The organism is Roseovarius sp. (genome assembly GCF_027019125.1).
Taxonomy (GTDB): Bacteria; Pseudomonadota; Alphaproteobacteria; order Rhodobacterales; family Rhodobacteraceae; genus Roseovarius.
This window is the reverse complement of record NZ_JALUXE010000030.1, coordinates 498828-510508: the sequence shown is the minus strand read 5'-3', so window position 1 is coordinate 510508 and position 11681 is coordinate 498828. Positions and strand designations below refer to the sequence as shown.

Sequence of the window (11681 nt, the reverse complement as noted above, 5' to 3'; positions counted from 1 at the left end):
GGTCAGCCCGCCAGCGCGCCGAATTTCACATCCAGATAGTCGAGAAGCGGCCCGGCCGTCGGGGCCGCACCAACGGCCCGTTCGATCACCTCCGCTGGCTCATAGAGCCCGCCATGCCGCTGCACGGACGCGCGCAGCCACGCCGTCGCGGCGGTCAGATCGCCCCGCGCCAACTGCGCCTCAAGCTCCGGCACCGCCGCCTGCAAGGCGGCAAAGAGGCATCCGGCATAGAGATTGCCCAGACTATAGGTCGGGAAATAGCCAAACAGCCCCACGGACCAATGCACATCCTGCAACACGCCCTGCGAGGCGCGATCCACGGCATATCCGAAATCGGCGGCAAAGCGGTCGTTCCACGCGGCCTCTAGGTCGGCCACGCCCAGATCCCCCGCGATCAAGGCCCGCTCCAGATCATAGCGCAGCATCACATGCAGGTTGTATTGCACCTCATCGGCCTCTGTGCGGATATGGCCGCGATGCACCCGGTTCACGGCGCGATAGAATGTCTCTTCATCGGCAATGCCGAAATCGCCAAACCCATCCCGCATCCGCCCATAGAGCCAGCCGCAAAACGCCCGGCTCCGGCCCAACTGGTTCTCGTAGATCCGGCTCTGGCTCTCATGCACCCCCATCGACACCCCCTGACCCAAGGGCGTGAGGCGATAGTCCGGGTCGATCCCCTGCTCATAGCAGGCATGCCCGACCTCGTGGATGGTGGAATAGAAACAGTTGAACGGGTCCGCCTCGCTCACCCGCGTGGTGATGCGCACATCATCCCCGCTGCCGGAACTGAACGGATGCACCGCCAGATCCAGCCGCCCCCGGTTCAGGTCATAGCCGAAAACCTGCGCCAATTCCCGCGACAGCGCCAGTTGCGCGGCGCGATCAAACCGCCCCGCAAGCTCGGGCCAGTCCGCCGCCAGCGCAGCACCGCGCAGCGCCACCAGCCGGGGCCGCATCTCGGCGAACATCGCATCGAGCCTCGCCGCGCCCATGCCCGGCTCGTAATCCTCGAGTAAAGCATCATAGAGCGCGCCCCCCTCCGAGAGCGCCGCCGCTTCCTCGCGCTTGAGCCGCACCACCTCGGCCAGAACAGGCGCAAAGGCGGCATAGTCATCCGCCGCCCGCGCCGCGGCCCATTGCCCCTGCGCCCGGCTCGTGAGGCGGGCCAGCGCCACCGCCAGATCGCCCGGCACCTTGACCGCGCGCTCGTAGTCGCGCCGGATGTGGCGCAATTGCGCCCGCGCCACGGGCGCGGTGGCCTCCAACTCCGCCTCAGCCAGCATCGCGCCGCGCGCCGGGTCCACACGCCGCGCATGCAGCACCGCCTGAATCGCGCCCGATTCCTCGGCCCGCTGGTCGGCGGCCCCGTGCGGCATCATGGTTTCCTGATCCCAGCCCAGCCGCCCGGCCACCTGCGCCAGGGCCTGCGTCTCGCGCTCGCGCGCCATCAGATCGTCATAGGCACTCATGCTCAACTGCCCCGAATGGAGGTGGCGCGCGGATACTGGCTCAGGAACCGCGCCCGCAGGATCAGCACCCAGAGGATCACCGCCACGAACTGATGTGCGATCGCCAACTGCCAGGGCGCAATATAAAGCACCGTCATGATGCCCAGAACGATCTGCAACAGCAGCACGGCAAAGGCGGCGGTAAAGGCCCCCCGCGTGCGCTCATGCGCGCTCTTGCGCCCGCGCAGCCAGACCACCACGGCAAAGACCAGCAAGAGATAGCCGCTCATCCGGTGAATGAACTGCACCGTGCCGGGGTTCTCAAAGAAATTTCGCCACCATGGCAGCAACTCCATCATGTCGGGCGGCAGAAATCCCCCTGCCATCAGCGGCCAGTCGGTATAGCTGCGCCCGGCATCAATCCCCGCAACCAGCGCCCCCAGCAGGATTTGCAGAAAGGCAAAATGCATGAGCCCGGTCGAGAGGCTAAAGAGCTTGGCCTCGCGCCCCCGCCGCGCCTGCATCAACTCGCGCTCCTCGCGCCCGAGCAGGAACACGAACCACGCGATCACCCCAAGGATCACAAAGGCCAACCCCAGATGCGTCGCCAGCCGGTAAGAGGCCACCGCCACCATCTCGCCCGTCAGACCCGAGGATACCATCCACCAGCCGATAGCCCCCTGCGTGCCGCCCAAGGCCCCCAAGAGCAGCAAACGCCCGCTCCAGCCCTTGGGGATCTGCCGCGCGACGAGAAACCCGAAAAAGCCCAAGGCCCAGACCAGCCCGATCACCCGGCCCAATTGCCGGTGGCCCCATTCCCACCAATAGATGAATTGAAACTCCGCAAGGGTCATGCCCTTGTTGATCAGCTCATATTGCGGAATGGCGCGGTATTTGTCGAATTCCTCCATCCAATGCGCTTCGGACATCGGCGGCAGCGCCCCGGTCACCGGCTTCCATTCGGTGATGCTGAGGCCACTGTCGGTGAGGCGCGTAAGGCCCCCCACCGCGATCATCACCACGACCAAGGCAAAAAGGATCATCAGCCAGAGCCGGATCGCCCCCCGCGCACCGCGTCGGCCCGCGTCGATCATGCCGCCCTGCGGCACGGGCTTTTCGGCGCCGGTCTGTCCCACCTCTTCGAAAATGCTGCGTTTTCCGCTCATGCTCACGCCTCTTTCTGTTCGCACCCGGCAACACTAGGGCGCGTCCCTGCCTGCTTCAACCGCGCGCCTTCCAGCGGACCATCTGCCGCATCACCCCGTGCAGGGTCTGCACGTCTGCACGGGTCATCGGCATCCGGCTCCACATATTGCGCAGGTTGGTTTTCATGTTCTCGGCCTTGTGCTCGGGAAAGAAAAACCCGGCCTCCTCCAGCCGCTCCTCGTAATGCGCGGCCAGGGCCTCGACTTCGACCTGCGCGGCCCAGTCGGTCTTGGCCAGATCGACCCGCTCGGGCACGACCTGGCCCGCCGCGCGCTGCCACTCATAGGCCACCAAAAGCACGCATTGCGCTAGGTTGAGGCTGGCAAAGACCGGATTGACCGGCACGTTGATGATCGCATTGGCGCGGGCGATGTCGTCATTTTCCAGCCCTGCACGCTCTGGACCAAAGAGCACCGCGACCTTCTCGCCCGCCGCGATCTTCTCGGCGGCCAGCACCATGGCGCGCTCGGGGCTGAGGACCGGCTTGGTCAGCCCCCGCGCCCGCGCCGTCGTGGCCAGAACATAGGAACAATCGCCCACCGCACCGGCGGTATCCTCCAGCAACAGCGCCTCATCGAGAAGCCGCCCCGCCCCGCTTGCCATGGCATCGGCCTTGGGATTGGGCCAGCCATCGCGCGGTGCCACGATCCGCATCCGGTCGAGGCCAAAGTTCCACATGGCCCGCGCCGCCGCCCCGATATTCTCGCCCATCTGCGGACGCACGAGGACAAAGGCAGGTTGGGGATGCGCGCTCGGCATGGGGGTCTCATTCCTGTTGTCATGCAAGGGGGCCCGCCACCGGCAAGCCCCCTCTTTCATCGTATTTCAAATACTCAAATCGACCGATACCGCATGTGCGCGGCCCGTTCGGTTGGCCGGATCACTCGGCCGCCTTGGTCGCAGCCGCGTCGCTGTCGGCTTTGGCCGGACGTTTGGCGCGCGGCTTGCGCGGGCGCTTGGCGGCGGCCTCCTTGGCCCCCGACACGTCGGCGGTCTCTGTGCCCTCCGTAGCCGGCGCTTCGGCCATCACGGCCTCGCCCGGCTCCTGTGCGGCCTCTGCGCGCGGTTCTGCGGCGTCGCCCGCGCGGTCATGCCCACGGCGCGGCCCCCGCTCGGGCGCGTGCGCCCGACGGCGCGACGGTTCCGATTGCGGCTTGCTCTCGGGTGTCTCGACCAGGCCGATGTCGCGGTCGTCATAGCCGCCGATGATGTCGGGTTGCGTCTGTGCGGCAGGATCCTGCGACACGGGCTGATCAGCCTCGTCGCTCTCGCGGCCACCGGACCGCTCGGACCGGTCGCGGTCGCGCTCCTGCTGGCGGTCGCGGTTGAAGCGTTCCTGCTCTTCGCGGCGCGCATCCTGTTCCTTCTGCGCTTCGCTCAGCAGGCGCAGGTAATGCTCCGCGTGCTGCTGGAAATTCTCGGTCGCCACCCGGTCGCCCGCCAATTGCGCATCGCGCGCCAACTGGTTGTACTTCTCAATGATCTGCTGCGGCGTGCCGCGCACCTTGCCTTCGGGGCCGGAACTGTCAAACACACGGTTGACGACATTCCCGACGGTGCGGTTGCGGTTCGGCTTGTTCCGCTGACGTGACTTCGATGATCTCATATGGTGCTGTCCAGCCCTGATGCTCAAAATGTTCGCTTGACCCGATGGGCGCCCCTTGCGCCGAATGAAACCGGATCGGACATGTTCTGGCTTGGTGTCAAGCGGGACCGCCCGAATAGGCATCCTCCGTCGTGACTGCACACCAATAAGCACGCGCCGCCCGGTCACACAAGAGCAAAGCGGAATATTTCCGCAAATCGAGCCGATTATGGCTCATTTCTGCGTGAAGTTCCCGGCCAGACACCGCTTGCAATCCGGTCGCGCCCTTCCAGATCAGGCAGGACCACCACCGCCTCGAATCCCGCCGCGCGCAGGATGTCGGCCACCGCCGGCCCCTGCATCCAGCCGATTTCGACCATCAACCGCCCACCGGGGCACATATGCGCGCCCGCCCCGCCCGCAATCGCGCGATAGGCGCTCAGCCCATCCGCCTCATCGGTCAACGCCCCGCGCGGATCGTGCGCGCGCACCTCCGGCATCAGCCCGGTCATTTCATCAATTGCGATATAGGGCGGGTTCGACACGATCAGGTCAAATACCCCCGTGACGCCCTCGAACCAATCCGCCCGGATCAACTCCAGCCGCTCCGCGACCCCGTTCCGCGCGGCATTGCGCGCCGCCACCGCAAGCGCCGCCTCGGAAATATCCGTGGCCACGCCCCGCGTGCCGGGCCATTCCGCCAAGAGCGTCACCGCCAGAATACCACTCCCGGTGCCAAGATCGAGCAAAGTCAGGGGCTTGGGCCCGGCCAGCGCCTCGGCGATCAGGCATTCCGTCTCGGGGCGCGGATCGAGCACATCCGCCGTCACGGCAAAGTCCCGCCCCCAGAACTCCCGCCGCCCGAGGATCTTGGCCACAGGTTCCCGCGCCGCGCGCCGCGCGATCATCGCCGCGAACCGCTCAGCCGCCCCCGGCTCCAGGTCATCCCCCAGATGCAGCGTCAGCCGGTCCCGCGCGATCCCAACTGCCTCGGCCAAGAGCGCGCGCGCATCCCCCGCCGCCCCGTCGATGCCCGCCGCCTCCAGCCGCCGCGCCGCCTCAAGCAGGGCCTCGCGCAGGGTCACGACATCTCGGCCAGCAATGTGGCCTGCGCATCCGCCGTCAGCGCGTCGATCACCTCATCCAGGTCCCCGCCCAAGACCTGTTCCAACTTGTAGAGCGTCAGGTTGATCCGGTGATCGGTCATCCGCCCTTGCGGGAAATTATAGGTGCGAATGCGCTCGGACCGGTCGCCCGTGCCCACCTGCGCCGCCCGATTGGCGCTGCGTTCACTGTCCACGCGGTTGCGCTCCAGATCATAGAGCCGGGTTTTGAGCACCTGCATGGCAATCTCGCGGTTGCGATGCTGCGACTTCTCGGAACTCGTAACCACGATCCCGGTGGGCAAATGCGTGATCCGCACCGCCGAATCGGTGGTGTTGACATGCTGACCGCCCGCACCGGACGAGCGCATCGTGTCGATCCGCAGGTCATTGGCGTTGATCTGGATATCCACATCCTCCGCCTCGGGCAGCACCGCCACCGTGGCGGCAGAGGTATGGATTCGCCCGCCACTCTCGGTCTCGGGCACGCGCTGCACCCGGTGAACCCCCGATTCGTATTTGAGGCGGGCAAAGACCCCCTCACCGCCGATCCGTGCCACCAATTCGCGGATACCGCCCAATTCGCTCTGCTGTTCCTCGATCACCTCAAAGCTCCAGCCGCGCGCCTCCGTATAGCGCTGATACATGCGCATGAGGTCGGCCGCAAAGAGCGCCGCCTCCTCGCCTCCCGTGCCGGGCCGGATTTCCAGGATCGCCGGTCGCGCATCCGCCTCGTCGCGCGGCAAGAGCGCCAGTTGCAGCCGTTCCTCCATCTCCGGCAACCGCGCCTCCAGCGCCGCCACCTCTTCGCGCGCCAGATCGCGCATCTCGGGGTCGCCCAGCATCGCGCGCGCGCCCTCCAGATCGTTCAGCGCCTGCCGATAGGCGCGGATCTCTTCGACCACGGGCCGCAATTCCGAATACTCGCGCCCGAGGCGGGCAATATCGCCACCGCCCTGCATCATCTGCGCCTCGACAAAGTCAAAGCGCTCCGCGATCTGTTGCAATCTGTCCAAGGGTACCATGGATGATCCTCTGTCCCATCCTTGTGACTTGGTCAAGAGGCGTCACCTGTGCTAGAATCGCCCTATGAAAGCGCTTTTGCCTCTCCTGCTGATCTGCGCCACCCCGGCGCTCGCCGATGGCACCATCGGGCGCAAGACCGTGGAATGCTACTGCACCGACCGCAATGGCGCGCGCGTCGAAATGGGCGAGACGATCTGCCTTCAGGTCGATGGCAACATGTTCATGGCGCAATGCCAGATGTCGCTCAACGTGCCGATGTGGCGCAAGATCACGGATGGATGCCTATCCTCCCGCCTGCCCCAATCGCTGCAACCAGCCGTCGATACGGGCGGCGTTGACGCCCAGATCTGACCTGCCAAAGCGCAGACGCCCGTAGATCTCGAGGGTCTCGCCGTCCTGCCGCACCGTGGTATAGTCGGGAAAGCCAAAGAGCCGCGAGCGCGTGACATAGGTGATCATGCCCTGCGCCACATCCCCGGCCAGCACTCGCGTGCGCGGCGTGGCGCGGATGATGGCATCAAGCGCGGCCAGATCCCCCGGCACCACCCGCACGGCCCCGCCCGCCAGATCGCCCGGCGTGGCGCTCTCGGGCATCACATGCCAACGCGCCGGATCACTTGGCGCAAGCCGCACATAGGCCATCCCCGCCACGATCCCGAGCAGGACCAGACCAAGCCAGAGTTTCATCGCAGCGCCCTCGCGCCCCTCACCCGGCCTGTGCCCCGTCCACGGTCTCGGCCAGTGCCTCGGCCCGCGCGGCGATTTCGGCCAGTGTCTCGACCACCGCATCGGGCACCACCGGCACCTCGATCCGCTGCGCCTCGGGGGCGGGTGCGGTGCGCAGCTGATCCAACTCCGCCTCCTTTTCCGCCAGCCGGTCCTCGGCCTCGCGCAGCTTGTCCTGCAGGCCTGCGGTCTTGTCGGCCAGCATCAGACCCGCCATGAGCAACATGCGCGGCTCGGGGATGCGCCCGATCTGTGCCGCCAATACGGTGGCCTCCTCATCCAGCATCTTGGCGGCGGCATGGAGGTAATGCTCCTCGCCCGCCTGACAGGCCACCTCGAAGCGGCGCCCCCCGATCTCGATCTGAACCTCAGGCATCCGATGTCTCCGTTTTCTCTGTCTGCTCCGGCGCGGTGCCAGCCTCGGCAATCACCTGCCCCAAGGCCGCCAGCACCGCCTCGACCTCGCCCCGATCCGCACCGCGCGCGGCGCGCAGCCCCTCCAACTCGGCCATCATCGCCTTGTTGATCAGATGCGGCTCGGCCACGCCCGCCGCCTGCGCGTCGCGCAGCGCCTGATTGTTGTCGCGCAACTGCTGATTGGCCTTGCGCAGCGCTTGCAGATCCGCGTCGAGCTTGCGCAGGCTTTCGGCCTGCGCCCCCTCCACCGCGTCCAGCTTGGCATGCAGCGCCTTGATCCGCTCCTGCAACTGCGCATTGGCCAGTTGCTCTTCCTCCAGCTGCCCGCGCAGCCGCGTTACTTCTTCCGGATCGCCGACAGCTTCTGGCGCGGCCACGGGCCGCCCCTCCAGCCCCTGCGCGATGCGATCCAGCGCCGCGGTGATCCGTGCCTGCAACTCGTTTATCTGGCTCATCCTCGGGGTCCTCGCTTGTTTGCCCGGCCATCCCACGAATCGCACACCGGGCGGGTTTTGATCAAGTCTAATGAAAGGAATGGCGAAATGCGCCCCCAAACCCGCTCAATCCATCGCGTCAGCCGCCTCGCGCTTGAACTTCTGGACCGGGCTGGTATGCAACGCCCAGATACACCCGTCACACACTGCCATTCAAAGGATGCACGCCCCGTGGACATCGCCGCCCTCCGCACCGCCAACCCCGATCACTGGTCCAAGGCCACCGCCATCCGCGCGCTGACCCTCGACGCCGTCGCTGCCGCCAACTCCGGCCATTCCGGCATGCCCATGGGCATGGCCGACGTCGCGACCGTGCTGTTCGAAAAACACCTCAAGTTCGATCCCGCCAACCCCAACTGGCCCGACCGCGACCGCTTCATCCTCTCGGCGGGTCATGGCTCGATGCTGCTCTATTCCCTGCTGCATCTGACCGGCTATGCCGACATGACGATCGAGCAGATTCGCAATTTCCGCCAATGGGGCGCGAAAACCGCAGGCCACCCGGAATACGGCCACGCCACCGGCATCGAGACCACCACCGGCCCGCTCGGTCAGGGGATTTCCAACGCCGTGGGCTTTGCCATGGCCGAAGAGATGCTGCGCGCCCGCTTTGGCGCGAAACTGATGGATCACCATACCTATGTCATCGCCGGCGACGGCTGCTTGATGGAGGGGGTGAGCCAGGAGGCCATCGGCCTCGCCGGACGGCACGAGCTGTCGCGCCTGATCGTGCTCTGGGACAACAACAACATCACGATCGACGGCACCGTCGATCTGGCCGATCGCACCGATCAGGTGGCGCGCTTCCGCGCCTCCGGCTGGCATGTGCTGGAAATCGACGGGCATGACCCGGTGGCGATTGACGCAGCCCTGACCGAGGCCAAGACCACGGCCCAGCCCACGATGATCGCCTGCAAGACGCATATCGCCCTTGGTCACGCCGCCCAGGACACCTCCAAGGGCCATGGCGCGCTGACCAATGCCGATCAGCTTGCCGCCGCGAAAGAGGCCTATGGCTGGCCCTATGGCCCGTTCGAAATCCCCGCGGATGTGAAATCGGCATGGGAGAAAATCGGCCAACGGGGCGCCGCAACCCATGCCGCATGGGCCAAGCGTCTGGCAGAGGCCTCGCCCGCGCGTCAGGCCGAGATCGCCCGCATCTTCAACCGCGATGTGCCGGCGAAACTCGGCGCGCGCATCCGCGCCCTCAAAAAGCAGATCAGTGCCGAGACCCCCAAGGTGGCCACCCGCCAATCCTCGGAAATGGTGCTCGAGGTCGTGAACCCGATCCTGCAAGAGACCGTCGGCGGCTCTGCCGATCTCTCGGGCTCGAACAACACCCGCTCGGGCGACATGACCGTCTTTGACGTGGACAACCGCAAGGGCCGCTATATCCACTGGGGCATTCGCGAACATGGCATGGCCGCCGCGATGAACGGCATGGCGCTGCATGGCGGCATCCGTCCCTATGGCGGCACTTTTATGTGCTTTACCGATTACGCCCGCCCCGCCATGCGTCTGGCCGCGCTGATGAAGATCCCGACCGTGTTCGTGATGACCCATGACAGCATCGGTCTGGGCGAGGACGGGCCCACCCACCAGCCCATCGAACATCTCGCGATCAGCCGCGCCACGCCCAACACCTGGGTGTTCCGCCCCTGCGACACGGTCGAAACCGCCGAAGCCTGGGAACTGGCGCTCACCTCCAAGGAAACGCCGTCGGTCCTGTCGCTTACCCGTCAGGGCCTGCCCACCCTGCGGCGCGAACACAAGGCCAAGAACCTGACCGCCCAAGGCGCCTATGTGCTGGCCGATGCGGAAGGCAAGCGCCAGGCGATCCTGATGGCCACCGGATCGGAGGTCGAGATTGCCATGAAGGCCCGCGATCTTCTGCAAGCCGAGGGCATCGGCACGCGTGTGGTGTCCATGCCCTGCTGGGAACTCTTCGAGGAACAGGATGACAGCTACCGCAAGCGCGTCCTGCCCGCAGGCCCGGTGCGCGTCGCCATAGAGGCGGCGATCCGCTTTGGCTGGGACCGCTGGCTCTATGGCGAGCGCGGCCGCCGCGAAAAGGGCGGCTTTGTCGGGATGCACGATTTCGGGGCCTCCGCCCCCGCGCCCACGCTCTACAAGGAATTCGGCATCACCCCCGAGGCCGTGGCGGAAAAGGTCAAATCCCTGCTCTGAGGGAACTAAGCCAGTTTATTTAGAGCCCGGATGCCCCGCGTCCGGGCTCTTTCTTTTTCGGTATGCCGCGCGGATCGCCGGGCCGCCCCGCGGCCCAGCGATCCGCGCATCTCTTCCAACACATCCCCCAACTTGCGCGCGCCCGTGCGCCACCCCTACACTCTCTCATCATGCCCAGCCTCTGTCGCGATTGCCTGACCCGATTCGACACTGCCCGCCGCTGTCCCGCCTGCGGCAGCCCCCGCATCGTGTCCCATCCCGAGCTTTTTGACCTCTCCATCGCCCATATGGATTGCGATGCCTTCTACGCCTCGGTCGAGAAACGCGACAATCCAGAGCTTGTCGACAAGCCGCTCATCATCGGCGGCGGGCGGCGCGGCGTGGTCTCGACCGCCTGCTATATCGCTCGCATCAAGGGCGTGCGCTCTGCCATGCCGATGTTTCAGGCGCTCAAGCTCTGCCCCGAGGCGGTGGTGATCAAGCCGCGCATGCAGGTCTATGCCGAGGCCTCGCGCGCCATCCGCGCCATGATGCTCGATCTCACGCCGGACGTGGAACCGCTCTCGCTGGATGAGGCGTTTCTGGACCTCACCGGCACCGCGCGCCTGCATGGCGCACCGCCCGCCGTGATGCTCGCGCGCCTCATCAAGCGGATGCGCGACGAGTTGGGCCTGACCGGCTCCATCGGTCTCAGTCACAACAAGTTTCTGGCCAAGATCGCCTCGGACCTCGACAAACCTCATGGCTTTGCCGTGATCGGCGCGGGGGAAACCGCCGACTTCCTGCGCGACCGCCCCGTCAGCCTCATCTGGGGCGTGGGCCAGTCCACCCTCAAGGCGCTGAATGACGCGGGCATCCGCAGCTTTGCCGATCTCCTTCGGTGGGACCGCCGCGATCTCAACGCGCGCTTTGGCGCGATGGGCGACCGGCTCTGGCATCTGGCGCGCGGGCAGGACCGCCGCCGCGTCTCGGCCAATGCGCCGGTCAAATCCATCTCGAACGAAACGACATTCTACGAGGACACCCGCGACCGCGACCTGCTCGATGGCCACATCTGGCGGCTCGCGGAAAAGGTGGCTGACCGCGCCAAGGCCCGCGCCCTTGCTGGCCGCGTCGTCACGCTCAAGCTCAAGCGCGCCGATCACACGCTGCTCACCCGCCGCCACGCCCTGCGCGACGCCACCCAGCTTGCCGACACGCTCTATCGCACCGCCCGCGCGCTCCTCGATCAGGTGCCCGAGGGGGCCGCCTACCGGCTGATCGGCGTCGGCCTGTCGGATCTTGTGCCCGAGACCGCCGCCGACCGCTCAGGCGATCTCTTGGACCCCCAGGCCACCCGCCGCGCTGGCGCAGAGCGCGCCACCGACGCCATCCGCGCCAAATTCGGGCCAGATGCAATCGTGAAAGGGCGGGCCTTGCGGTAGGGATTGGGCGCGGGAGGTTCGATCATGTTTTGAGCTATGCCCCAATCACCATGGCGCGGAAT

12 protein-coding genes are annotated in these 11681 nt (G+C 66.4%); 3 read left to right on the top strand and 9 right to left on the bottom strand.

All coding sequences use genetic code 11. The features are described from left to right. Positions 1-2: 2 nt before the first annotated feature. The 6 genes from MVC20_RS14725 to prfA all read right to left on the bottom strand — a co-directional run bounded on the left by MVC20_RS14725 (position 3) and on the right by prfA (position 6370). Positions 3-1472 (bottom strand): carboxypeptidase M32, encoded by a 1470-nt coding sequence (locus MVC20_RS14725; protein ID WP_297542673.1) that lies wholly within the window; start codon positions 1470-1472, stop codon positions 3-5. A gap of 2 nt (positions 1473-1474) precedes the next feature. After that, positions 1475-2617 carry a heme A synthase gene (gene ctaA / locus MVC20_RS14720; protein ID WP_297542671.1) on the bottom strand — a complete coding sequence of 381 codons (1143 nt, stop codon included), beginning with the start codon at positions 2615-2617 and terminating at the stop codon, positions 1475-1477. A 55-nt stretch (positions 2618-2672) separates the two neighbouring features. Further along, a complete protein-coding gene (locus tag MVC20_RS14715; protein ID WP_297542669.1) occupies positions 2673-3416 on the bottom strand; it encodes an RNA methyltransferase in 744 nt (247 codons plus the stop codon). 121 nt (positions 3417-3537) lie between these two features. Further along, complete coding sequence (locus MVC20_RS14710; protein ID WP_297542667.1) at positions 3538-4263, bottom strand: DUF4167 domain-containing protein; 726 nt, start codon at positions 4261-4263, stop codon at positions 3538-3540. 206 nt (positions 4264-4469) lie between these two features. Then, complete coding sequence (gene prmC, locus MVC20_RS14705) at positions 4470-5327, bottom strand: peptide chain release factor N(5)-glutamine methyltransferase (RefSeq protein WP_297542665.1); 858 nt, start codon at positions 5325-5327, stop codon at positions 4470-4472. Next, positions 5324-6370 carry a peptide chain release factor 1 gene (prfA, locus tag MVC20_RS14700; RefSeq protein WP_297542663.1) on the bottom strand — a complete coding sequence of 349 codons (1047 nt, stop codon included), beginning with the start codon at positions 6368-6370 and terminating at the stop codon, positions 5324-5326. Before prfA ends, prmC begins: the two co-directional genes overlap by 4 nt. Before the next feature lie 64 nt (positions 6371-6434). Between prfA and MVC20_RS14695 the strand changes: the two genes are divergently transcribed. Continuing rightward, positions 6435-6722, top strand: coding sequence for a hypothetical protein (locus tag MVC20_RS14695; protein ID WP_297542661.1), 288 nt, complete (start codon positions 6435-6437; stop codon positions 6720-6722). Here the strand turns inward: MVC20_RS14695 and MVC20_RS14690 are convergent. The 3 genes from MVC20_RS14690 to MVC20_RS14680 are packed head-to-tail and all read right to left on the bottom strand — an operon-like array spanning position 6654 to position 7969. Continuing rightward, positions 6654-7058, bottom strand: coding sequence for a DUF1499 domain-containing protein (locus MVC20_RS14690; protein WP_297542659.1), 405 nt, complete (start codon positions 7056-7058; stop codon positions 6654-6656). The genes MVC20_RS14695 and MVC20_RS14690 overlap by 69 nt on opposite strands. A gap of 19 nt (positions 7059-7077) precedes the next feature. Further along, positions 7078-7473, bottom strand: a complete 396-nt coding sequence (locus MVC20_RS14685; RefSeq protein WP_297542657.1) for a cell division protein ZapA — start codon at positions 7471-7473, stop codon at positions 7078-7080. Continuing rightward, positions 7466-7969, bottom strand: a complete 504-nt coding sequence (locus MVC20_RS14680; RefSeq protein WP_297542655.1) for a hypothetical protein — start codon at positions 7967-7969, stop codon at positions 7466-7468. Before MVC20_RS14680 ends, MVC20_RS14685 begins: the two co-directional genes overlap by 8 nt. A gap of 210 nt (positions 7970-8179) precedes the next feature. Here MVC20_RS14680 and tkt point away from each other — a divergent pair, with 210 nt between their 5' ends. Beyond that, positions 8180-10195, top strand: a complete 2016-nt coding sequence (gene tkt, locus MVC20_RS14675) for a transketolase (RefSeq protein ID WP_297542653.1) — start codon at positions 8180-8182, stop codon at positions 10193-10195. 170 nt (positions 10196-10365) lie between these two features. Further along, the gene (locus MVC20_RS14670) at positions 10366-11619 is read left to right on the top strand and encodes a DNA polymerase IV (protein ID WP_297542651.1); all 1254 of its coding nucleotides are present in this window, start codon (positions 10366-10368) and stop codon (positions 11617-11619) included. The last annotated feature ends 62 nt before the right edge of the window (positions 11620-11681 follow it).